The organism is Bradyrhizobium sp. NDS-1 (assembly GCF_032918005.1).
Lineage (GTDB): Bacteria > Pseudomonadota > Alphaproteobacteria > Rhizobiales > Xanthobacteraceae > Bradyrhizobium > Bradyrhizobium tunisiense.
Genome location: NZ_CP136628.1, coordinates 826725 through 849475, shown reverse-complemented (window position 1 = coordinate 849475; position 22751 = coordinate 826725). Strand labels below are relative to the sequence as shown.

General features: G+C 64.6%; 23 protein-coding genes. 7 read left to right on the top strand and 16 right to left on the bottom strand.

Features of this window, described 5'->3' with window-relative positions:
* Nucleotides 1-45 precede the first annotated feature (45 nt).
* The gene (locus RX330_RS03915) at nucleotides 46-1386 is read left to right on the top strand and encodes an ATP-binding protein (protein WP_317242138.1); all 1341 of its coding nucleotides are present in this window, start codon (nucleotides 46-48) and stop codon (nucleotides 1384-1386) included.
* Here RX330_RS03915 and RX330_RS03910 read toward each other — a convergent pair.
* The 9 genes from RX330_RS03910 to coxB form a co-directional block, all read right to left on the bottom strand.
* Nucleotides 1383-1751 (bottom strand): nuclear transport factor 2 family protein, encoded by a 369-nt coding sequence (locus RX330_RS03910; protein ID WP_212079707.1) that lies wholly within the window; start codon nucleotides 1749-1751, stop codon nucleotides 1383-1385. The genes RX330_RS03915 and RX330_RS03910 overlap by 4 nt on opposite strands.
* Before the next feature lie 117 nt (nucleotides 1752-1868).
* The gene (locus RX330_RS03905; protein WP_212079706.1) at nucleotides 1869-2621 is read right to left on the bottom strand and encodes an SURF1 family protein; all 753 of its coding nucleotides are present in this window, start codon (nucleotides 2619-2621) and stop codon (nucleotides 1869-1871) included.
* Nucleotides 2618-3019 carry a DUF983 domain-containing protein gene (locus RX330_RS03900; RefSeq protein WP_317242137.1) on the bottom strand — a complete coding sequence of 134 codons (402 nt, stop codon included), beginning with the start codon at nucleotides 3017-3019 and terminating at the stop codon, nucleotides 2618-2620. Before RX330_RS03900 ends, RX330_RS03905 begins: the two co-directional genes overlap by 4 nt.
* 99 nt (nucleotides 3020-3118) lie before the next feature.
* The gene (locus RX330_RS03895; protein ID WP_212079704.1) at nucleotides 3119-4015 is read right to left on the bottom strand and encodes a cytochrome c oxidase subunit 3; all 897 of its coding nucleotides are present in this window, start codon (nucleotides 4013-4015) and stop codon (nucleotides 3119-3121) included.
* Nucleotides 4016-4094: 79 nt separating this feature from the next.
* On the bottom strand, nucleotides 4095-4745 hold the full coding sequence (locus RX330_RS03890) for a cytochrome c oxidase assembly protein (RefSeq protein WP_317242136.1): 651 nt from the start codon (nucleotides 4743-4745) through the stop codon (nucleotides 4095-4097).
* 5 nt (nucleotides 4746-4750) lie between these two features.
* Nucleotides 4751-4927, bottom strand: a complete 177-nt coding sequence (locus tag RX330_RS03885) for a hypothetical protein (protein ID WP_063197888.1) — start codon at nucleotides 4925-4927, stop codon at nucleotides 4751-4753.
* Nucleotides 4924-5868, bottom strand: coding sequence for a heme o synthase (locus RX330_RS03880; RefSeq protein WP_317242135.1), 945 nt, complete (start codon nucleotides 5866-5868; stop codon nucleotides 4924-4926). The genes RX330_RS03885 and RX330_RS03880 overlap by 4 nt, the downstream gene beginning before the upstream one ends.
* 60 nt (nucleotides 5869-5928) lie before the next feature.
* On the bottom strand, nucleotides 5929-7548 hold the full coding sequence (gene ctaD, locus RX330_RS03875; protein ID WP_212079700.1) for a cytochrome c oxidase subunit I: 1620 nt from the start codon (nucleotides 7546-7548) through the stop codon (nucleotides 5929-5931).
* A gap of 86 nt (nucleotides 7549-7634) precedes the next feature.
* The gene (coxB, locus tag RX330_RS03870; RefSeq protein ID WP_212079699.1) at nucleotides 7635-8474 is read right to left on the bottom strand and encodes a cytochrome c oxidase subunit II; all 840 of its coding nucleotides are present in this window, start codon (nucleotides 8472-8474) and stop codon (nucleotides 7635-7637) included.
* A 461-nt stretch (nucleotides 8475-8935) separates the two neighbouring features.
* Here coxB and RX330_RS03865 point away from each other — a divergent pair, with 461 nt between their 5' ends.
* The 4 genes from RX330_RS03865 to RX330_RS03850 all read left to right on the top strand — a co-directional run bounded on the left by RX330_RS03865 (nucleotide 8936) and on the right by RX330_RS03850 (nucleotide 12387).
* On the top strand, nucleotides 8936-9481 hold the full coding sequence (locus tag RX330_RS03865; RefSeq protein ID WP_212079698.1) for an invasion associated locus B family protein: 546 nt from the start codon (nucleotides 8936-8938) through the stop codon (nucleotides 9479-9481).
* 116 nt (nucleotides 9482-9597) lie between these two features.
* On the top strand, nucleotides 9598-11025 hold the full coding sequence (gene tldD / locus RX330_RS03860; RefSeq protein WP_212079697.1) for a metalloprotease TldD: 1428 nt from the start codon (nucleotides 9598-9600) through the stop codon (nucleotides 11023-11025).
* The gene (gene lepB / locus RX330_RS03855; protein WP_212079696.1) at nucleotides 11022-11801 is read left to right on the top strand and encodes a signal peptidase I; all 780 of its coding nucleotides are present in this window, start codon (nucleotides 11022-11024) and stop codon (nucleotides 11799-11801) included. The genes tldD and lepB overlap by 4 nt, the downstream gene beginning before the upstream one ends.
* 19 nt (nucleotides 11802-11820) lie before the next feature.
* Nucleotides 11821-12387 carry a nucleotidyltransferase family protein gene (locus RX330_RS03850; RefSeq protein WP_317242134.1) on the top strand — a complete coding sequence of 189 codons (567 nt, stop codon included), beginning with the start codon at nucleotides 11821-11823 and terminating at the stop codon, nucleotides 12385-12387.
* A gap of 148 nt (nucleotides 12388-12535) precedes the next feature.
* On the opposite strand, the gene RX330_RS03845 is transcribed toward RX330_RS03850, so the two are convergent.
* The 3 genes from RX330_RS03845 to RX330_RS03835 form a co-directional block, all read right to left on the bottom strand.
* A complete protein-coding gene (locus tag RX330_RS03845; protein WP_212079694.1) occupies nucleotides 12536-13114 on the bottom strand; it encodes a PAN domain-containing protein in 579 nt (192 codons plus the stop codon).
* Nucleotides 13115-13226: 112 nt separating this feature from the next.
* Nucleotides 13227-14597 (bottom strand): glutamate--cysteine ligase, encoded by a 1371-nt coding sequence (locus tag RX330_RS03840; protein WP_317242133.1) that lies wholly within the window; start codon nucleotides 14595-14597, stop codon nucleotides 13227-13229.
* 99 nt (nucleotides 14598-14696) lie between these two features.
* A complete protein-coding gene (locus tag RX330_RS03835) occupies nucleotides 14697-15191 on the bottom strand; it encodes a MarR family winged helix-turn-helix transcriptional regulator (protein WP_212079692.1) in 495 nt (164 codons plus the stop codon).
* 126 nt (nucleotides 15192-15317) lie between these two features.
* Here RX330_RS03835 and gstA point away from each other — a divergent pair, with 126 nt between their 5' ends.
* A complete protein-coding gene (gene gstA, locus RX330_RS03830) occupies nucleotides 15318-15932 on the top strand; it encodes a glutathione transferase GstA (protein ID WP_317242132.1) in 615 nt (204 codons plus the stop codon).
* Nucleotides 15933-16040: 108 nt separating this feature from the next.
* On the opposite strand, the gene RX330_RS03825 is transcribed toward gstA, so the two are convergent.
* From RX330_RS03825 to RX330_RS03810, 4 genes are all read right to left on the bottom strand, one after another.
* Nucleotides 16041-18254 (bottom strand): FAD-dependent oxidoreductase, encoded by a 2214-nt coding sequence (locus RX330_RS03825; protein ID WP_317242131.1) that lies wholly within the window; start codon nucleotides 18252-18254, stop codon nucleotides 16041-16043.
* A gap of 93 nt (nucleotides 18255-18347) precedes the next feature.
* Entirely contained in the window at nucleotides 18348-19556 is a 1209-nt protein-coding gene (locus RX330_RS03820) for an acetyl-CoA C-acetyltransferase (protein WP_317242130.1), read from the bottom strand.
* Nucleotides 19557-19611: 55 nt separating this feature from the next.
* Complete coding sequence (locus RX330_RS03815; RefSeq protein WP_212079688.1) at nucleotides 19612-21402, bottom strand: acyl-CoA dehydrogenase C-terminal domain-containing protein; 1791 nt, start codon at nucleotides 21400-21402, stop codon at nucleotides 19612-19614.
* A gap of 41 nt (nucleotides 21403-21443) precedes the next feature.
* Nucleotides 21444-21830 carry a nuclear transport factor 2 family protein gene (locus RX330_RS03810; protein WP_317242129.1) on the bottom strand — a complete coding sequence of 129 codons (387 nt, stop codon included), beginning with the start codon at nucleotides 21828-21830 and terminating at the stop codon, nucleotides 21444-21446.
* A gap of 198 nt (nucleotides 21831-22028) precedes the next feature.
* On the opposite strand from RX330_RS03810, the gene RX330_RS03805 reads away from it, so the two are divergent.
* A complete protein-coding gene (locus RX330_RS03805; RefSeq protein ID WP_212079687.1) occupies nucleotides 22029-22616 on the top strand; it encodes a PadR family transcriptional regulator in 588 nt (195 codons plus the stop codon).
* Nucleotides 22617-22751: the final 135 nt, after the last annotated feature.

Sequence of the window (22751 nt, the reverse complement as noted above, 5' to 3'; positions counted from 1 at the left end):
AAATGGAAAGAGAAAATTCCGTCGATGAGCGTTAGAATTGACCTAATGTGGCAACGACTCTCGTTCAGAACGCAACTGTTTCTTCCACTCGGCGCGAGCTTTCTTGCAGCCCTGATCCTGGGCGGAGTGCTGCTCCACATCTTCGCAAGCGGTCAGTTGGCCGACGAGAACGAGCCGGCGCGACGTTCGATCCGAACGATCGCCAGCGCGCTCAACAGCACTTTGCGCGCGTCGGACAATCCGCAGAAGATTCTCGACGCCTTTGTCCAATCCTTGACCGCGTCCTCGGACATCCAATTCCGGTCCGCGGAAGGTACGACTGTGCCTTCGCCAACGAACGACAGACACAACTTTAAAGCTGTACCACAGTGGTTCAGCAACCTGGTCATGGTACCGGACACGGATGCTGTGGCCCCGGTGCTGATCGACGGCAAACGTATCGGCGACATCGTGTTCCTGCCGGACCTCTCAGCCGACCTGTTCGAGAAATGGATCGGCTTCCTGGCGCTAGCCAGCCTCGTCGCCATACTGACGGTGCTCACCGGGATTATCGCATACGTCTTCGCGGGATCGACCCTTCGTCCCCTGCAGCATCTCGGTGAAGGCCTGACGCGGATGCGGCGGGGCGACTACGCAAAGCCGATCCCGGTCGGAGGACCGTCGGAGATTCGGCGGAGCTGTATGGAAGCAAATGCGCTGGCTGCAACGCTGGCGCAATTGAGCCAGGACAATCGCGATCTGATGCACCGCCTGGTGTCGCTCCAGGACGACGAGCGGCGTGATCTCGCCCGCGAATTGCATGACGAACTCGGGCCGCTGCTGTTCAGCATCCGCGCCGGTACGATCGCGCTGATCGAAGCCTCGCCTCCGGTGGGAAATCTCGGCAATTCGGCCCAGGAGGTGCTGCAATCGGTCGAGGCGCTCCAGCAGACCAACCGCCGGATCCTCGATCGGCTGCGGCCGCTCTACATCGAGGAGCTGGGCCTTGCGGCCAGCGTGCAGACGCTGCTCCGAAACTTTCGCAAGCAGGCGCCGCATGTCGTCCTGACGGATGCGATCGATCCCGATCTCAACGTGATCGACGGGCCGTTGGCTCGGACCATCTATCGGGTGATCCAGGAGGCACTGACCAACGTGCTGCGCCACGCCAGGGCCAGCAGCGCCCATGTCCAGGCGACCGTCAGCGGCGAGGCGCTGGTGATCGAGATCTCCGACGACGGCGGCGGCTTTCCCGCCGACAATGTCTTCGGCCGTGGCCTGACCGGCATGCATGAGCGCGTGCGTGCGCTCAGCGGATCGCTGTCACTGCTGCGCGTGGATGGGCGAACCTATGTCCGCTGCCGCCTTCCGGCCGAACCCGCACGCGAGGTGCCGGTCGGCGGCTAGCATGCACAGCAGCCGTCAAGCGCGTTCTGTCGCGCCGGCTCGCACAGCGTGCTGCGGATCTTGCCGTCCGGGCTGAAGCGAAACGAGGCGTGAATGCGCAGCGCGCCGGCGACGGAATATTCGAGATCGACGCCGTGGGACACTGGGCCGATCTCCTCCAGCCCGAAACCCGCCAGGGAGAAGGCGCTGAGCCGCGGCTGCCAATAGGCCTCGAGCTCGTTCCGGCCGCGATAGCGCCGCGCCCCGTTACACGTGCATTCGACCTGTGCATCGTCCGCATAGAGGTCGAGCAACGTCGCAAGGTCGCCCCTCCGGCAGGCGTCCACCCAGTCGACGACAATTCCCATCTGATCGAAATCGCTCACGCCGCAATCCTGTCTGCCGCGGGACACTACCGGCGGCTTAGGACCACACTCGTGAATGTGCGCTGAATAATATACCCCGGGCGATACCGGGTTCCCCTCGGGGGACCTCCGACGAGATCAGCTCTGCCGCCGGCCTCTTGCCCACACGGCAAAGGCGATCAGCACGGCGCCTGCGAGCGTGAACCAGGTGATGGCATATTGCAGGTGATCGTCCTTCAGATGCACGTCGAGCGGTCCCACGCGCGGAATGCCGTTCTCGGACGCCGGCTGCTCGAGATCGACATAGAACGGCGCAACCGCACCCCAGCCGAGCGCGCCCGCCATTGCCAGATGATCGCGCACGAACCAGAGCCGCTTGTCGCGATTCTCCGCCGGCGTCAGCCAGCCGGCCGCCTCGGGAAAGCGCAGATAACCGGTGAGCGCGACCGGCTGCCCGGTGACGAGCTTCTTCACCGCGCGGTCCTCGACGCTGCGATCCTGCATGGTGTTCTCGACGAAGCCCGCATCGATCACGACTGTTTCGCCGCTGGGAAGCCGCGCCGGCAGGAACGCCCAGGTGCCCGGTCCGGAGGCGTCCTTGCGCACCGCCGAGCCGGAGGAATAGACCATCGCATCGGGCAACGCTGCGTAGGTGGCGGTGAAGCTGACGCGTCGGAATTCGTCGCGTGCGGGATTCAGCGCGGCCCATTGCGCCGGCGGCGGCAGCGCGACAGGGGCTTCCGCGAGACGCTCGGTGAGTGCCGCGATCAGCTCGTGCTTGGCCGTTCGCCGCTGCAATTGCCAGACGCCGAGCGCGACGAAGACGGCCGTCAGGAACAGCGTGAACAGCGCGAAGCCGGCCACGCGGGGCTTGCGCGCAGGCTCGTTCATTTCGCGCGGTCGACCAACCGGCCCGGCGCCGCCTTGTGGTGGAATTGCAGCGCGATCAGCAGCGACTTCATCGCACGCAGCGGCAACAGCGTGGTGGCCAGGATCAGCGGCAACCACAGCGCCGCATGCAGCCAGTATGGCGGCTGGTATTTGACCTCGACGATGAGTGCGGCCGCGACGACGATCCCGCCGGCCAGCATGATGATGAAGATCGCCGGACCATCGCCGGCATCGATGAAGGCGTAGTCGAGGCCACAGCGGTCGCAGGCGGGGGCAAGCGTCAGGAAGCCCGCATAGAGCTTGCCCTGGCCGCAGCGCGGGCATTTGCAGGCAAGCCCACGCAGCGCGCTTTGCAAGAGTGTGGTTTCGGGCTCGGGCCTGCCGGCGGTGTCGTTCATGATGGCGGACTCTATCACAATTTTCGTCGAAGCTTCCGGCTGCCCAAAAGCGAAAGGGCGGCCCAGCGGCCGCCCTTGCTGATCGGTTCGTCGCGCGCCTCAGTGCGCGCCGTGGGCCATCGACTCGGCGCCGTGTCCCCAGACGTAGATGCAGAGGAACAGGAACAGCCAGACCACATCGACGAAGTGCCAGTACCAGGCGGCAAACTCGAAGCCGAGGTGCTGTTTCGGTGTGAAGTGGCCGGCATAGGCGCGGATCAGGCACACCAGCAGGAAAATGGTACCGACCAACACATGGAAGCCGTGGAAGCCGGTCGCCATGAAGAAGGTCGCGCCATAGACGTTGCCGCCAAACGAGAACGCCGCGTGGCTGTACTCATAGGCCTGCACGCAGGTGAAGAGCGCGCCGAGCACGACGGTGAGGATCAGGCCGTATTTCAGGCCCTGGCGATCGTTCTCGAGCAGCGCATGGTGCGCCCAGGTCACGGTGGTGCCCGACGTGAGCAGGATCAGCGTGTTCAGGAGCGGCAGATGCCAGGGATCGAAAGTCTCGATGCCCTTCGGCGGCCAGGTGCCCGGCACGGCGCAGGCCCCGGCCTGTGTGCCGAGGCCGCAGCCGAATACGGCGTCGCGGGTGGCATGGACGGCGTCGGCGGGAAACAGCGCGGCGTTGAAATAGGCCCAGAACCAGGCGACGAAGAACATCACCTCGGAGGCGATGAACAGGATCATGCCGTAGCGGTGATGCAACTGCACGACGCGGGTGTGGTCGCCCTTGTACTGGGCTTCCTTGATCACGTCGCCCCACCAGCTCGCCATGGTGTAGAGCACGCCGACGGTGCCGACGCCGAACACGATCGGCGCGGCCGAGAACATGTGATGCATCCAGGCGATCGCACCGACCGCCATGATGAAGGCCGAGAGCGAACCGACGGCCGGCCACGGAGAGGGATCGACCAGGTGATAGTCGTGATGCTTGGTGTGCGCCGTTGCCATTTGCGGTCTCTCTCCTCAATCCCGTGCCTGTCAGGCACTTATCCCCTCGTTTCCGACCTCCCGGGCGCGAGCCCGGCGATCAGAGATTTCCCTTGCGCTTGTCGTTTTCACCCGATGCCAGCGGCTTCACCACCGGATCCTTCACCGGATAGAAGGTGTAGGACAGCGTGATCGTGTTCAGCCCGTCGTTCTCGTGGTCGCTGGCGATCGAAGGATCGACGTAGAACACGACAGGCATCTCGCGTTTCTCGCCGGGTGCCATGGTCTGCTCGGTGAAGCAGAAGCAGTTGATCTTCTGGAAATAGGAGCCGACCGTCAGCGGCGCGACATTGTAGGCAGCCTGCCCGGCCGTGGTGCGTGCAGCCTGGTTGGTCACGGTGTAGAACACGGTCGTGACCTCTCCGATATTGACCTCGATCTCGTTCTGCTCGGGCTCGAACTTCCAGGGCAGGCCGGGCCCGACATTGGAATCGAAGCGCACCGTGATCTTCCGCGCGATCGGACCGGTGGCCGGCGCGGAGGTCGCAACCTGGGTCGTGCCGTTGAAACCGGTGGCACGGCAGAACCAGTCGTAGAACGGCACCGCGGCATAGGAGGCACCGACCATCAGCGCGACCACGCCGCCGCAGATCGAGGCGACCAGCGCGTCGCGGCCGAGGCCCTTGAAAGGCGCGCGCCCCCTGCTGGCCGTCCGGCTCTGATCCCGCGATATGGTCGACTCGTGATGCATGTTTCCTACATCGGCCGCACGAGAACTGCCGGTCCCTTGACCATGGTGACGGCAAAGAACAGCACCACGAGCACGCCGAGCGCCAAGGCAATGGCAATGGAGCGCTGACGACGGCTCTTCTTTTGCGCCTCGGTGAGGACGATTCCGTCTGTCTCGGGTTTGTCTGCCATCGCTGTGATCATGCGCCCCCAACCATCGGAGCCAGTGCCCGGAACACGACCTCGGCCAGCAGGGTCGCGAACAGCGCGAACAGATAGAGGATCGAGAAGGCAAACAGCTTGCGGGTCGCGCGCAGCGATTGGCTGCGCTCACGACGCACATAGACGTTGATCGCGAGCACCAGCATGCCGGCCCCTAGGATCAGCGAGACGATACCGTAGACGGCGTCGAAATAACCGAGCGCCCAGGGCGCGGCGGCGACCGCGATCAGCACGATGGTGTAGAGCAGTATCTGCAGGCGCGTCGCATCGGGACCCGCGACGTTGGGCAGCATGGGAATCCCGGCGCGCGCATAGTCGTCGGAGCGGAACAGCGCCAGCGCCCAGAAATGCGGCGGCGTCCAGAAAAAGATGATGGCGAACAGCAGCAGCGGCTCGACGTCGACGGTGCCCGTCACGGCGGCCCAGGCCACTACCGGCGGCAGCGCGCCGGCGGCACCGCCGATCACGATGTTCTGCGCGGTCCAGCGCTTCAGGCCCATCGTGTAGATCACGACGTAGAAGAAGATGGTGAAGGCGAGCAGCGCGCCGGCGACCCAGTTGACGAGGATGCCGAGCGTCATCACCGAGAAGAAGGACAGCGTCAGGCCGAACGCCATCGCTTCGGGCCGGGTGATGCGGCCGCGCGGAATCGGCCGGTTCGCCGTACGCGACATCTTGGAGTCGATGTCGCCTTCGAGCGCCATGTTGAGCGCGCCGGAGGCGCCGGCGCCGACGGCGATGCAGAGCAGCGAGGTGAATGCGAGCACGGGGTGGAAGTGTCCCGGCGCCATCGCCATCCCGACCAGCGCGGTGAAGATCACCAGCGACATCACCCGCGGCTTCAGGAGCGCGATGTAGTCGCCGACCTCCGCCTCGGAGATGCGGGGATTGATGTCGATGGCGTTGTGGTCGAGGACGGACACTAATTCAACTCGCTTCGTTATAGCACCGCGGCGCCCGTCATGGGCGCCGCGGGAGATTGCTTACTGCACGCGGGGCAGTACTTCGAACTGGTGGAACGGCGGCGGCGAAGGCAGCGTCCATTCCAGCGTGGTCGCGCCCGCACCCCAGGGGTTGTCGCCCGCCGGCACCTTTTTCGCGAAAGCTTCGATCACGCCGTAGAGGAAGATCAGCACGCCGAAGCCGGAGATGTAGGAGCCGAAAGACGAGACCAGGTTCCAGCCGGCGAATGCGTCGGGATAATCGATATAGCGGCGCGGCATGCCGGACAGGCCGAGGAAGTGCTGCGGGAAGAACACCAAGTTGACACCGATGAAGGTGACCCAGAAGTGCGCTTTCGCGAGCCACTCGTTGTACATGTAGCCCGACATCTTCGGGAACCAGTAGTACCAGCCGGCGAAGATCGCGAACACCGCGCCCAGCGACAGCACGTAGTGGAAGTGCGCAACGACGTAGTAGGTCTCCTGGAGCACGCGGTCGACGCCCGCGTTCGCCAGCACGACGCCGGTGACGCCGCCGACCGTGAACAGGAAGATGAAGCCCACCGCCCAGATCATCGGGGCGCGGAATTCGATCGAACCGCCCCACATGGTGGCGATCCAGGAGAAGATCTTCACGCCCGTCGGAACCGCGATGACCATCGTGGCGGCGACGAAGTAAGCCTGCGTCGCCGAGGACATGCCGACCGTGTACATGTGGTGCGCCCACACCACGAAGCCGATGCCGCCGATCGCGACCATGGCGTAGGCCATGCCGAGATAGCCGAACACGGGCTTGCGCGAGAAGGTCGAGACGATCTGGCTGATCATGCCGAAGCCGGGCAGGATCAGGATGTACACCTCGGGGTGGCCGAAGAACCAGAACAGATGCTGGAACAGCACCGGATCGCCGCCGCCCTCAGGCGCGAAGAACGTCGTGTGGAAATTGCGGTCCGTGAGCAGCATGGTGATCGCACCTGCGAGCACCGGCAGCGACAACAGCAGCAGGAACACCGTCACCAGGATCGACCACACGAACAGCGGCATCTTGTGCAGGGTCATGCCCGGCGCGCGCATGTTGAAGATCGTGGTGATGAAGTTGATGGCGCCGAGGATCGAGGAGGCGCCCGCCAGATGCAGCGACAGGATCGCGAAGTCGACGGCCGGGCCCGGATGACCGGAGCTCGACAGCGGGACGTACATGGTCCAGCCGGCGCCGACACCGTTGGCGCCCGGCTCGCCCTCGACGAAGGTCGACATCAGGAGCAGCGCGAAGGAGGCCGGCAGCAGCCAGAACGAGATGTTGTTCATGCGCGGGAACGCCATGTCCGGCGCGCCGATCATCAGAGGCACGAACCAGTTGCCGAAGCCGCCGATCATCGCGGGCATGACCATGAAGAAGATCATGATCAGGCCGTGAGAGGTCACGAACACGTTATAGGTGTGCGCTTCATGGAAGATCTGCACGCCCGGATACATCAGCTCGGCCCGGATCGCGATCGACATCGCGGCGCCGATGACGCCGGCGATGACCGCGAAGATCAGGTACATCGTGCCGATGTCCTTGTGGTTGGTCGAATAGACGTAGCGGCGCCATCCGGTCGGATGGGCATGCTCGTCATGTCCGTGGGCGTGATCGCCGTGTGCCGCTGCGCTCGTTGCCATTTTCAAATCCTGCCTTGCGTCCCATTCGGACCTGTGGAGGTCCCGCCCTTATGTCGCTTTCAGTCCTTCGCGCCGTGACCCGACGCTTATTGCGTCGGGCCGGCCGCGGAGGCGTAGGTGCTGGTGCCGCCGCTGGCAAATTTCTTCTTCGCCGCCTCGACCCAGGACGCGAACTCCTGGTCGTCGACCACGCGGATCGCGATCGGCATGAAGGCATGATCCTTGCCGCACAGTTCCGAGCACTGGCCGTAATACATGCCGATCTTGGTCGCCTTGAACCAGGTCTCGTTCAGCCGGCCCGGAATGGCGTCGATCTTGACGCCGAAAGCCGGCAGCGCAAAGGCGTGGATGACGTCGGCGCCGGTAACCTGGACACGAACCACCTTGTTGACCGGCACGACCATCTCGTTGTCGACGCCGAGCAGGCGGGGCTGCTTGTCCTGGGCCATCAGCGAGTCGAACTCGAACTTGCCGTTGTCGGGATAGGCATAGGACCAGTACCACTGCTTGCCCGTCGCCTTGACCGTCAGGTCCGCCTTCGGGATGTCGAGCTGCAGAAACAGCAGCCGGAACGACGGCACCGAGATGCCGACCAGGATCAGGACCGGAACGAGCGTCCAGGCCACCTCGATCAGCGTGTTGTGGGTGGTCCGCGACGGCACCGGATTGGCCTTCGCGTTGAACTTGACGACCACGATGACGAGCAACGCCAGAACGAACAGCGTGATCAGCGTGATCAGCACGAACAGGAAGTTGTGGAACCAGACGATGTTGTCCATGACCGGGGAACCGGACTGCTGAAGCGTCCACTCCCACGGCGCCGGCTGCCCGAGTTCGGCGAACGCCACACCGCCCGTCGCCAGCGTCAGACCCGCCACGGTCAATCCCAGCAACTGCCGGCCCATCCGGCCTATCGACATCCTCATGCCGTTCGCGCTCCCCTTACGAAATCACCCCAAGTGCGCCGCCCTATGTCCGGGAAACGCTTATTCGATCCGCCCGCCTGACAAACCGCCGCGCAAGAATACCTCTAAGAGGAATTGGGGCCAGATCGCTAGAACGCCGAAATCAAGCCTCTCAAACCATAATTCTTGATCTATCGCAATGCAGTCTTGAGCCTGACCTGCCAGCGATCACCCGCAAGATATTTCCTAGTAACATCAGACAAAAATACCGTTTCCCGGGATGCTGTGGCTTGACAGCGGAATTGCCCGCGGTAGGCACTGGCGGATGGCCGCGCAGGAACCTGATTCGTGCGGGCGGCGGCGATGCCAAGCGGCGTGGAATTTGCTTGGGAATCGCCTTCAAGACGCCGTCATTCCCGTATCAGTCCGCCAGATTAGTCCGCCAGGTGCGAGCGCCCCCGGCGAGCAAAGGGACCGACCCGATGGGGCTTTCGAAATCGACCGCAAGGCCGGCTACAAGGAAGGTTGACCGCCTCCCGTCGCTGGCGGCTCTGCTGGCTGCGATCGTCCTTCTGGCACTTCCCGGCCTTGCCCATGCGCAGGGCGCGGTACGCTCCGTCCATGGCGACTGGCAGATCCGCTGCGACACGCCGCCGGGCGCCCAGACAGAGCAATGCGCCCTGATCCAAAGCGTGGTGGCGGAGGACCGCTCCAATGCCGGCCTGACCGTCATCGTGCTGAAGACCGCCGACCAGAAGAGCCGCCTGATGCGCGTGGTCGCGCCGCTAGGGGTCCTGCTACCCTCCGGCCTCGGCCTCAAGCTCGACAACCAGGACGTCGGCCGCGCCGGATTCGTCCGCTGCCTGCCCAATGGCTGCGTCGCCGAGGTCGTCATGGACGACAAGCTGCTCGGCCAGCTTCGCAACGCCAAGACCGCCACCTTCATCATCTTCGAGACCCCGGAAGAAGGCATCGGCTTCCCGCTCAGCCTGAACGGGCTAGGCGAGGGTTATGACAAGCTGCCGTAGCGGTCTGGACCGCCGGTGAGCGATCCTATTGTTTCCGTAATGTGAGACTTGGCGCCCTCGCGGAACCGGTCCGAAACCATTATCTTGCCCTACATCTTCCGCTAATGGACGGACGCATGACAAACCCTGCCACGACCTCCCTGCTCGACCGCGCCAATCTCGATCGCGACCAGGTTCGCAGCGAGGTGGCGCGCGGGCTCGCTGGCGCCGACGACGGTGAGCTGTTCCTGGAATACAGCCAGACCGAAGCGCTGATGTTCGACAACGGGCGTCTGAAGCAGGCGACCTACGACACCTCGCAAGGGTTTGGCCTGCGCGCGGTCAAGGACGACGCGGTCGGCTACGCGCATTCCTCCGACGTGTCGCTGCCCGCGCTGATCCGCGCCGCGGACGCGGTCGCGGCCGTGCGCGGCGGCTATTCCGGCAGCTTTGCGTCCCCGCCCCCGCGTACCAATGTGCGCCTCTATGGCGACGACAATCCGCTGGACGCGCCGGGCTTCGAGACAAAAGTCAAACTGCTCGCCGAGATCGACGCTTACCTGCGCGACAAGGATCCTCGGGTGCGGCAGGTCAGCGTCAGCCTGGGCGCAACCTGGCAGGTGGTCGAGATCCTGCGGCCCGACGGCGAGAGCTATCGCGACATTCGCCCGCTCGTGCGCGTCAACGTCTCCGTCGTCGCCGGCCAGGGCGATCGCCAGGAGAGCGGCAGCAAGGGTTATGGCGGCCGGGCCGGCTATGCCGAATTCATCGAGAGCAAGAACTGGCGCGACGCCGCCGATGGCGCCCTGCGCGAAGCCCTGGTCAACCTGGAATCGATTCCGGCGCCGGCCGGCGAGATGGACGTCGTGCTTGGCGCCGGCTGGCCCGGCGTGATGCTGCACGAAGCGGTCGGCCATGGCCTCGAGGGCGACTTCAACCGCAAGAAGACGTCTGCATTCGCCGGCTTGATGGGCCAGCAGGTCGCAGCCAAGGGCGTCACCGTGGTCGACGACGGCACGATTGCCTCGCGCCGAGGCTCGCTGTCGATCGACGACGAGGGCACGCCGACCAATCGCACCGTGCTGATCGAAGACGGCATCCTGGTCGGCTACATGCAGGACCGCCAGAACGCACGCCTGATGAACATGAAGCCGACCGGCAACGGGCGCCGCCAGGGCTATGCCCACGTGCCGATGCCGCGCATGACCAACACCTACATGCTCGCGGGCGACCGCGATCCGGCCGAGATCCTCGCCTCGGTGAAGAATGGCGTCTTCGCCGCGAATTTCGGCGGCGGCCAGGTCGACATCACCTCGGGCAAATACGTGTTCCAGTGCACCGAGGCCTACAAGATCGAGAACGGCAAGCTGGGCGCCCCGCTGAAGGGCGCCATGCTGATCGGCAACGGGCCGACCGACCTGCACCGGATCCGCATGATCGGCAACGACCTTGCGCTCGATACCGGCATCGGCACCTGCGGCAAGAACGGCCAGGGTGTGCCCGTCGGCGTCGGCCAGCCGTCGCTGCTGATGGAACGCATCACGGTGGGTGGAACGGGCGCATGAGCGTTGAAGAAAAGGTCACTGTCACGCCCAAGCGTAAGAGCAGCGGCTGGGGCGGACAGATCGTTCAGCTCGCCGGTATCGTCGCCGCCGTCTTCATCGCCAAGGGCGCGCTCGCCGAGCCGTTCTACGTGCCGTCGGGCTCGATGGAGCCGACGTTGCTGATCGGCGATGCGCTGCTCGCCTCGAAATTTCCCTATGGCTACGGCACCTCGTCGCTGCCGATTCAAATCAGCCTGCCCGAGACCGGACGCGTGTTCGCGGAGACGCCGAAGCTCGGCGACGTCGTGGTGTTTCGCTGGCCCGGCGATCGTTCGCAGGCCTGGGTCAAGCGTGTCGTGGGACTGCCGGGCGATCGCATCCAGATGCGGCAGGGCCAGCTCTTCATCAACGACCGCCCCGCCGAGCTCAAGCCGGACGGCGTCGGTGCGGCCGAGGACGACAATGGCGGCAGCGAGCCCGCCTACCGTTATGTGGAGAAGCTGCCGAACGGCGTCTCGCACCTGATCTTCAAGATGCGCGACAACGGTCCGCTCGACAATACGCCGGAAGTGACGGTGCCATCAGGCCATCTGTTCGTGCTCGGCGACAACCGCGACAACTCCTCTGACAGCCGCGTGCCGCTGCGGTCCGGCGGCGTCGGCCTGTTGCCGATCGACAATCTGATCGGCCGTGCGGACGCGGTGCTCGGCTCCTGGGATCTCGGCATGCGCGGCCAGCCGGTGTGGACCTGGCTGTCGGGATTCAGGCTGGCACGGTTCTTCACCGCGGTACATTAGGTCACCTCACTGCACGACGATGAACCGTGACGAATTCCTCGCGCTCGCGCTGAGAAATCCCGTCAACGTCGCGATCATCGATGAACTGCATCGCCTCGGGCTGCCGGATACCTGGCTGGTTTCCGGATGCCTGGTGCAGACCGTGTGGAACGTGCTCACGCGCCGCCCGATCGATCACGGCATCGCCGACTATGACGTGTTCTATTTCGATCCCGATACTTCGTGGGATGCGGAGGACACGGTCATCCGCAAGCTGCACGCGCGGCTCGCGCATCTCGGCGTCAAAGTCGAGATCCGCAACCAGGCCCGCGTGCATCTGTGGTACCCCGCCAAGCACGGCTTGCCCTATCCGTCCCTGAGAAGCTCGAGAGAAGGCATCGATCGCTTCCTGACGCAGAACACGCAGGTCGGCGTCCGGCGCGCAGGAGATGGTTACGAGGTCTACGCGCCGCATGGGTTTGACGATGTCGTAGGGTTGATCGTGCGGCCAAATCCAAGCCCGAATTTTTCAACGGCGAACTACGCGGCAAAGGCCGCGCGATGGCGGGCGCTGTGGCCGGAGCTCACCGTGATCGCCACAGAGTGAGATCTCGTAGGTGATTGCCAGTGAGAGATCGCAGTTGGGCAAAACGTAGCCTGCCCACTCGTCTGTCGTCATATCGCAAAGATCGTGGGCACGGCGCTTTGCGCCTTTGTCCACCCTACGGCAGCGCCGACGACGAAGAGAGCGGAGCTTATCGCACCACGCCCGAGGTGAATCCCGCCTTGCGGCGCGGCGGCTTGATTTCCTTTTTCAGGAAGCAGCGCGCCTCACGTCCGGTGTAGCCGGGGCGGGCATAGGTGAAGGCGCGGCATTTGTTGTCGGCGGTGCACGCGGCCTTGCAGGCCTCGACGCCCTCCCCCTCCTTCAGCTCGAAATTGCGCAGATCTCCGCCGGGACGGTCGATCGACGTCTCCACGCCCTCGACCCGCGGCTCGATCACGCCGGCGCCGCGCACACCGGAGATGCAGCAACTGCCCGGCACGCGCGCCGGCACGGTGTTCTTCAGCCAGCACACCGCCGAACCGCCTTCGACGTCGGGATAGTTGAAGCTCCAGGAACGGCAACGGCGGTCACGCTCGCACAGCAGCGCGCAATCCTCGGGATCGCCTGAGGCGACCGGTGAGCTGAAATAGTCGCCGCCGGGCCGGTCGAACGCAGTCTGGGCGCGCGCCGGCACGCTCGCGCATGCGAGCGAGAGCAGCGTGACACATGCCACGACGCTTGGCAGGACCTTTGCCATGACGGCGCCGGACAGGCGGCCCTTCCCCATCGGAACAGCTTTCGAGTTATTGACGACGCTCAGGTTTTTTCAGCCGGTCATTTGATCGCCGCAAACCTGTATGGGCGATGAACGGCTGAAATCCCGAGCGGCGGCCTACCCACTAGAACGCGTATTCGGCGTAGGCTGGTTCCACCGAGCCCTTCCAGGGACCGTTGAACTTGTCCAACATTTCCTCGGCCGGGGTCCGGCCGGAATCGATGATGCGGTCGAGCGGCTCCAGATGCCGCGTTTCGTCGCGACCGAGCTGGTCGATGCGGCCGCGCCGGCGCAGGCCCGCATGTGCCAGAGCGAGGCATTCCTTGGCGATCTCGAACAGATAGCGGTCCTTGATCCGTGCCTTGAAGCCGAAGCGCGGCACGTCGTCGCGCAGGGCCTGACGCTCAGCCGCGCTCCAGTGCTTGACGATCTCCCAGGCGGCATCGAGCGCGACATCGTCGTAGAGCAGCCCGACCCAGAACGCCGGCAGCGCCGGCAACCGTCCCCACGGGCCGCCGTCGGAGCCGCGCATCTCCAGATAGCGCTTGAGCCTCACCTCCGGGAAGATCGTCGAGAGATGGTTTGCCCAGTCCGACAGGGTCGGACGCTCGCCGGGAAGGTTGTTGTTGCGGCCGTCGAAGAACGCGCGGAACGAGGAGCCCGACACGTCGATGTACTCCTCGCCGCGCTTGACGAAATACATGGGCACGTCGAGCGCGTAGTCGACATAGCGCTCGAACCCCATGCCGTCCTCGAAGGCCCACGGCATCATGCCCGACCGCGCATTGTCGGTGTCGCGCCAGATCTCCGAGCGGAAGGAGAGGAAGCCGTTCGGCTTGCCTTCGGTGAACGGCGAATTGGCGAACAGGGCGGTTGCGATCGGCTGAAGAGCGAGCGAGACGCGCAGCTTCTTGACCATGTCGGCTTCGGAGGAGAAGTCGAGATTGGTCTGCACCGTGCAGGTCCGGTACATCATGTCGAGGCCGTACTGGCCGACCTTCGGCATGTAGTTGGTCATGATCTTGTAGCGGCCCTTGGGCATCATCGGGATGTCCGCGCGCGACCAGGACGGCGTCATGCCGAGACCGAGGAAGCCGATGCCGAGCGGCGTTGCGATCTCGCGCACCTGCGCCAGATGCGCCATCAACTCGCTCTGGGTCTGGTGCACGTTCTCGACCGGCGCGCCCGAGAGCTCGAACTGTCCGCCGGGCTCGAGCGAGATCGCACCACCGCCGGTGACGTCGTAGAGGCCGATGATGTTGCCCTTCTCCATGATCGGCTCCCAGCCGAGCAGGAGCTTCATGCCCTCGAGCAACGCGCCGATGCCGCGCGCGCCCTCGTAAGGCACCGGACGGTGGCCTTCGAGCGTGAACGGCGTCTTCTCGTGCTCGGTGCCCATGCGGAATTCGGACGGGTCTTTGCTGCCGGCCTCGAACCACGCGACGAGTTCGTCGCGCGATTGCAGCGGCGTCATATCGATCTGGTCTCGCGCCATATCAAACTCTAATCAAAAGGCGCTTCGACCGAACGCGCGCGGGTGACAGGATGGTCCGCGAACCCACCGGTTGCGCGGACGCGTGGATTTGCCGCGCGATCATCGCGACGGCATGCTTTCGTTGACGCCCGCGGGCGGTAGTTTCATCTCGCCGCACGAGCAGCCCAGGCGGTCGAGCAGCCCGCTGAGCTTGATGGCATCGGCGTCGGACAGTTTCGAACCGACATACTTCTCGATCGCGGCCGAATAGGCACTCCACATCCGCTTCTGCAACTCGCGGCCGGCTTCCGTGATCTCGACGAATTGGCCGCGCTTGTCGATCTTGCATTCGCGCCGCGACGCCAGGCCCTCGTCGACCAGGCGGTCGATCAGGCGCGAGGTGGAGTATTGCGGGATCAGCATCTGCCGTTCGAGTTCGACCGGCCGCAGCTCGCCCGAGGGCGCCCGCGACAATTCGAGCAGGGCGTCATACCAGGCCAGCGGCGGGAAGCCGGCCTTCTTCAGGTCCTGCTCGACGCAATCGAGCACCCGGCTCGGCACGCGCATCAGGCGGATCCAGGCGGACGTCGCTTCGGTCGATGGTTTGCGTTTCATGGTCCCAGCTCAAGCTCGTCGCCGTCTCTTACCCCATTTGATGCAGCTGCATCAATCTTGACTATTCCAAGCAGCTGCATGTAATCGCAGTTTCGGCCGAACCAAGCTTCAAGAGAAGGAAATTCCATGAAACTGTATTATGCGCCCGGTGCCTGCTCGCTGTCCCCCCACATAGCGCTCCTGGAAGCCGGCCTGCCCTATGAGCTGGTCAAGGTCGATCTCCGGGCCAAGAAGCTCGAAAATGGCGAGGATTATCTGAAGCTGAACCCCAAGGGCCAAGTCCCTGCGCTGGGCCTCGACAGCGGTGAGATCGTGACGGAAGGTCCGGTGATTGTCCAGATGATCGCCGATCAGGCTTCAGCCAAGGCGCTGGCACCGGCCCACGGCAGTTCCGAGCGCTACAAGCTGCTGGAGTGGCTGAATTTCCTCACGTCCGAGGTGCACAAGAGCTTTGGTCCGCTGTTCGCGCCGGCCCTCAACGACGAAGCCAAGGCCTTCTTCAGGGATCGCGTCATGGGCAAGCTGAAATACATCGACAGCCAGCTCGCCGGCCGCGACTATCTCATGGGCAAGCAGTTCACGGTGGCCGACGGCTATCTCTTCACGATGCTCACCTGGGGCGACCGGATGAAGTTCGACCTCTCGGCGATGCCGAACCTCGCCGCCTACAAGGCGCGCGTCGCGGCGCGGCCTCAGGTGCAGGAAGCCCTGAAGGAGGAAGGGCTGGTCCAGGCGAAGTAAGGCCGGGGCTCAACATACGAGATGATGGAAAGGCCGGATCAATGATCCGGCCTTTCATTTGTGCGTAGCCCGGATGGAGCGCAGCGCAATCCGGGGCTCCGGGCCCCGTCAGGCCGCCGCCTTCTTCGGCGCGAAGCGGCCGTAGAAGGTTTCGCCCTTCGCGGCCATCTCCTCCAGCAGCTTCGGCGGCGTGAAGCGCGAGCCGTATTTCGCCTCCAGCTTGTGGCAGAGCTCGACGAACGTCTTGGGGCCCATGAAGTCGATATAGGACAGCGTGCCGCCGGTGAACGGGGCGAAGCCGAAGCCGAGGATGGAGCCGACATCCGCCTCGCGCGGATCGGTGATGACATGGTCCTCGACCGTGCGCGCGGCTTCCACCGCCTGCACCACCAGGAAGCGTTGCTTCAGCTCCTCGATATCGAGCGTGTCGGGGTCGAGCTGTTTCGGCTGCAAGGCCGAGAGGCCAGGCCACAGGCTCTTCTGGCCCTTGCCCTTCTCGGGATAGTCGTAGAAGCCCTTGCTGTTCTTGCGGCCCAAACGGCCCTGCTTCTCGACCATCTCCACCATCAGCTTCTTCTGGTCGGGGTTGATGGCGTTGGGACCGAGATCGGCCTCCGTCGCCTTCATGATCTTGAGGCCGAGGTCGAGCGCGACTTCATCCGACAGCGAGAGCGGGCCAACCGGCATGCCGGCCATCTTGGCGCAGTTCTCGATCATCGCCGGCGGCACGCCTTCGAGGAACATCTCGTTGCCCTCGGCGACATAGCGGCCGACGCAGCGGTTGGCGAAGAAGCCTCTGGAGTCGTTGACGACGATCGGTGTCTTGCCGATCTGCCGGACGTAGTCGAGCGCGGTCGCGAGCGCGAGGTCGCCGGTGTTCTTGCCCTTGATGATCTCGACCAGCATCATCTTCTCGACCGGCGAGAAGAAGTGGATGCCGACGAACTTGCCCTGGTCCTTGAAGCTCTCGGCCAGCGAGGTGATCGGCAGCGTCGAGGTATTCGAGGCGAAGATCACGTCGGGTTTGAGATGTTGCTGTGCCTTGGCGAAGGTCTCCGCCTTGACCTTGCGGTCCTCGAACACCGCCTCGATGACGAGGTCGACGTCCTTCAGCGCGGCATAGTCCGCGGTCGGCGTGATGCGCGCGAGCAGCGCCTCGGCATCACCGGGCTTGGCGCGGCCCTTCTTGATCTGCTCCTCGATCACCTTCTGAGCATGCGCCTTGCCCTTGTCGGCGCTCTCCTGGTCGCGGTCGATCAAGACGACGTCGAGGCCGGCGCGGGCCGAGACGTAGCCGACGCTCGCACCCATGAAGCCGGCGCCGATCACCGCGATCTTCTTCACCTTGGTCGGGGCTACGTCCTTCGGGCGGCGCGCGCCCTTGTTCAGCTCCTGCATCGACAGGAACAGGCTGCGGATCATCGCGGCCGCTTCCTTCGAGCGCAGCACCGAGGTGAAGTAGCGCGACTCGACGCGAAGCGCCGCGTCGATCGGCAACTGCAGGCCTTCATAGACGCAGCTCATGATGGCGCGCGCGGCCGGATAATTGTCGTAGGTCTCGCGGCGGTAGATCGCGTTGCCGGCCGGGAACATCATCATGCCGGCCTTGGAGAACACCGGGCCGCCGGGCAGCTTGAAACCCTTCTCGTCCCAGGGCGCGACCGCCTTGCCGCCGCCCTTGATCCAGTCCTTTGCGGCCTTGACGAGGTCGGCGGCAGGAACGATGGCGTGGATCAGGTTCAGCGCCTTGGCCTTGTCCACCGTGACAGGATCGCCCTTGAGCAGGATCGTCATCGCGTCCTGCGGCGGCACCAGGCGCGGCACGCGCTGCGTACCGCCGGCGCCGGGGAACAGGCCGACCTTGACCTCGGGCAGGCCGAGGCGCGTCTTGGGATTCTCAGCCGCCACGCGATAGTGGCAGCACAGCGTGATCTCGAAACCGCCGCCAAGCGCGAGGCCGTTGATCGCGGCCGCCCACGGCTTGCCTGAGGTCTCGATCGAGCGCAGCACCTGCGAGAAGCGACGGCTCTGGTCGAACAGCATCTGGTTCGCGGCGGTCTCGCCCTGCTCCTTGAAGACCTTCGCATAGGCCTGGTTCATGCCCTCGAGCATCGACAGATCCGCGCCGGCGCAGAAGGCTTCCTTGGCAGAGGTGATGACGACGCCCTTCACCGCGGCGTCCGCCGTGGTCGCCTTGACGATCGCGTCCAGCTCGCTGGTCGAGGTCTCGTCGAGCACGTTCATCGAACGGCCCGGAATGTCCCAGGTGACGAGCGCGATGCCGTCTGCGTCGGTCTCGACCTTGAAGTTCTTGTACGACATGTTGGTGGCTCCTCGGGCCGCAGCCGGTCTCAGGCCCGGCGGTTGAATTGAGATCTCGTCTTACCCCCTCCCCTTGTGGGAGAGGGTAAGAAGTCAGACCCGCTCGATGATGGTCGCGGTGCCCATGCCGCCGCCGATGCACAGCGTGACGAGGGCGGTGGACTTGTTGGTGCGCTCGAGCTCGTCGAGCACGGTGCCGAGGATCATCGCACCCGTGGCGCCAAGCGGATGGCCGAGCGCGATGGCGCCGCCATTGACGTTGATCTTGGCGTTGTCGATGTCGAAGGCCTGGATGTAGCGCAGCACGACCGAAGCGAAGGCTTCGTTGAGCTCGAACAGATCGATGTCCGACTTCTTCATGCCCGACCGCGCAAACAGCTTCTCGGTGACGTCGACCGGACCGGTCAGCATCATGGCCGGCTCGGAGCCGATATTGGCGAACGCGCGGATCTTTGCACGCGGCTTCAAGCCGTATTTCGCCGCCGCGTCCTTGCTGCCGAGCAGCACGGCGCCGGCGCCATCGACGATGCCCGACGAATTGCCGGCATGGTGTACGTAGTTGACGCGCTCGATCTCGGGATGGGACTGGATCGCGACGCCGTCGAAGCCGCCCATCTGCGCCATCATCGTGAACGAGGGCTGCAGCTGCGCCAGCGACTGCATCGTCGTCGAGGGACGCATGTGCTCGTCCTTGGCCAGGATGGTGAGGCCGTTGATGTCCTTCACCGGCACGATCGACCTGTCGAAGCGGCCTTCCTCCCAGGACTTCGCCGCACGCTGCTGGCTCTGCACCGCATAGGCGTCGACGTCGTCGCGCGAGAAACCGTATTTGGTGGCGATCAGATCGGCCGAGACGCCCTGCGGCATGAAATAGGCCGGCACGGCCATCGAGGGATCCATCGGCCAGGCGCCGCCGGAGGCGCCGATGCCGACGCGGCTCATCGATTCGGCGCCGCCGCCGATCACCAGCTCATGCTGGCCGCTCATCACCTGCGCGGCAGCGAAGTTCACGGCATCCAAGCCCGAAGCGCAGAAGCGGCTGATCTGCACGCCGGGGACGGCTTCGCCGAGACCGGCTTTCAGCGCGGCGAAGCGCGCGATGTCGGAGCCGGCCTCGCCGACCGGATCGACCACGCCGAGCACGACGTCATCGACGGAATCCTCGGGCAGGTTGTTGCGGTCCTTCAGCGCCTTCAGCGGCACGGTCGCGAGCGCGAGCGCGGTGACTTCGTGCAGCGCGCCGTCCGCCTTGCCGCGGCCGCGGGGGGTGCGAACGTGGTCGTAGATGAATGCCTCAGGCATGACGCCCTCCTGGTATGATGTTCGATACGATTGGGAGCAGGCAGCGGAAGCAGGCTCAGAATGCTTCCGCCGGCAATTCCATGATGGTGGCGCAGCCGGCCTGGATGCGCGCGAGATTGGCGGCGGTCTCCGGCAGCATCCGCTCCATAAAGAAACGGCCGGTGACCAGCTTGGTCGAGAGATAGGGCGTCGCCCCGCTCTCGGCAATCTTCGCCTGCGTCACCTTGGCCATCTTCGCCCACATATAGCCGAGCGCGACGAAGCCGAAGAGATGCAGGTAATCGGTTGCGGCCGCGCCGGCATTGTCAGGCTTGGCCATCGCGTTCTGCATCAGCCAGGTCGTCGCCTGCTGGAGATGGCCGAGCGAGGCCGAGAGGGGCGTGATGAAGGGCTTGAGCGCCTCGTCGCCGCCGTTCTCCTTGGCGAAGGCCATGACCTCGCCGAAGAACGCCATGATGGCGCGGCCGCCGTCGCGCGGCAGCTTGCGGCCGACGAGGTCGAGTGCCTGGATGCCGTTGGCGCCTTCGTAGATCATCGCGATGCGCGCATCGCGCACGAACTGCTCCATGCCCTGCTCGGCGATGTAGCCGTGACCGCCATACATCTGCTGTGCCTGCACCGCATTGGCAAAGCCGTAATCGGTGAGGAAGCCCTTCAGCACCGGCGTCATCAGGCCCATGTGGTCGTCGGCGGCCTGGCGGTCCTTCGGATCTTCGGAGCGATGAGCGACGTCGCTCTTCAGCGCGGTCCACATCACGAAGGCGCGCGCGGCCTCGTTGAAGGCGCGGATCGAGAGCAGCGTGCGGCGCACGTCGGGATGCACGATGATCGGATCGGCCTGCTTGTCCGGCGCCTTGGCGCCGGTCAGCGCGCGGCCCTGGATGCGCTCGCGGGCATAGGCGACCGCGTTCTGATAGGCGACCTCGGACTGTGCAAGGCCCTGCACGGCGACGCCGAGCCTCGCCTCGTTCATCATCACGAACATGCCCTGCATGCCCTTGTTCTCTTCGCCGATCAGCCAGCCGGTGGCGTTGTCGTAGTTCATCACGCAGGTCGAATTGCCGTGGATGCCCATCTTGTGCTCGATCGAGCCGCAGACGACGCCGTTGCGGGCACCGACTGAGCCATCCGGATTCACGAGGAACTTGGGCACCACGAACAGCGACACGCCCTTGATGCCGGCGGGCGCGCCCTCGATGCGGGCGAGCACGAGGTGGATGATGTTGTCGGCGAGATCGTGCTCGCCGGCGGAGATGAAGATCTTGGTCCCGGTGATCTTGAAGCTGCCGTCGGCCTGGCGCACCGCCTTGGTACGGAGCATGCCGAGATCGGTGCCGCAATGCGGCTCGGTCAGGTTCATGGTGCCGGTCCATTCGCCCGCGACCATCTTCGGCACATAGGTCTTCTTCTGCTCGGGCGAGCCATGAACGATCAGCGCCGCGGTCGCACCCATGGTGAGGCCGCCATACATCGAAAACGCCATGTTGGCTGAGATCTGGAATTCGTTGACGGCCTGGCTCAGCGTCACCGGCAGCCCCTGCCCGCCGAACTCGGTCGGCGCCGACAGGCCGAGCCAGCCGCCCTCGGCGACCTGCTTGTACGCCTCCTTGAAGCCCTTCGGCGTGGTCACGCTGCCGTCGTCGGCGCGCTTGCAGCCTTCGAGATCGCCGACGCGGTTGAGCGGCTGCAGGACCTCTTCGGCGAGCTTGGCGGCTTCGCCGAGGATGGCTTCGCGCACGTCGCTCGACGCATCGGAGAAGCCGGCGAGATTATCGTAGCGGTCGATCTGGAAGACGTCGTTGAGCAGGAAGTTCACGTCTTCGACGGGGGCTTTGTAGATCGGCATGGTGGTCTCCCGGCATGGGGCTTGAAGGGATGATGTTGGGCTTATGATTGGGCGGCGGCAAGCTGCTCGGCCATCAGGCGGTGCAGCATGTTGATCGCCTTGAGCGGACGCACCATCACCTTGAAATGGGTGATGCGTCCGTCGGCATCGAAACTGATGATATCGACGCCGTTGATCTCGATGCCGTCGATGACATTCTTGAATTCCAGCACGGCGCCATTGTCGCTGTGCCATTCACCGACATAGGTGAAGCCGGGGCCGCCGAGCACCTTCTCGGCGCTGGAAAGGTATTTGAAGGTGATGTCGCGCCTGCGCTGCGGCGAATGCACGACGGGGCTTTCGAACACGGCGTCGGGATGCAGGAGGTCCCAGAGCGCGGCGCGGTCGTGAGACTTCATGTAGGCGTACCAGGAATCGAGGCCGGTCATTCTCGGTGCCTCCCTAAAGGCCTGGACAAAAAACGCGAAAACAACCCCATGCACAGTAGCGAGGCAATTGATTTCGCTGGACTTTTCGGGTCGAATCTTTCGTCCGGCCCGATGTATCCCTATATGCACATTGACGCATATGCGCCAATGCGCATAAAGTCAAGCATGATGGTCGAGGTTGAAACAAGGAGGCCGGGTATGGCCCTGGGCGACGCGATCCTCGCATGCCTGACGGAACGTCCGATGACGGGCTACGAGCTCGCCAAAACATTCGATTCCTCGATCGGCTTCTTCTGGAAGGCCGACCATCAGCAGATTTACCGCGAGCTCTCCAAGCTGCGCGACCGCGGCCACATCCAGGGCCGCGAGGTCGTGCAGACGGGTAAGCCCAACAAGCTGGTTTATACGCTCACTCCGGAAGGGCGAACAGCGCTGCGGCACTGGGCCGCGCGACCAAGCACGCCAGCCTCGACCAAGGACGACCTGCTGGTCCGCCTCCATGCACTCGACAGCATCGACATCGAGCCGTTGCGCACCGACCTGATGGCGCGCCTGGAGCACCATCGCGACCGCCACGCCAATTACGAGCGCATCCTGAAGAAGCGCTTTCCGGACGGCACCGCCGAGGGAAGGCTCGACCTCGGCAACCTGCTGCTGCTCCGCCTGGGCGCCCGCCACGAGCAGATGGTGGCCGACTTCTGCGAGGAGACGCTCGCCGCGCTGTCGGCAATGAGCGGCAAGGGGACAGTGGTGCCGCTGGAGGACAGCAAGCGCGAGAAGGGCTGAAGGGCGCCCACGTTGCGCGAGCCTCTCGCCGCCGCCTCACCGCCATCGCAGCGAAGGCGGGCGATCCAGCATTCCAGATACGGCGTGGCCAGAATCGAGAAGGCGCGACATACTGGATGCCCCGGTCAAGCCGGG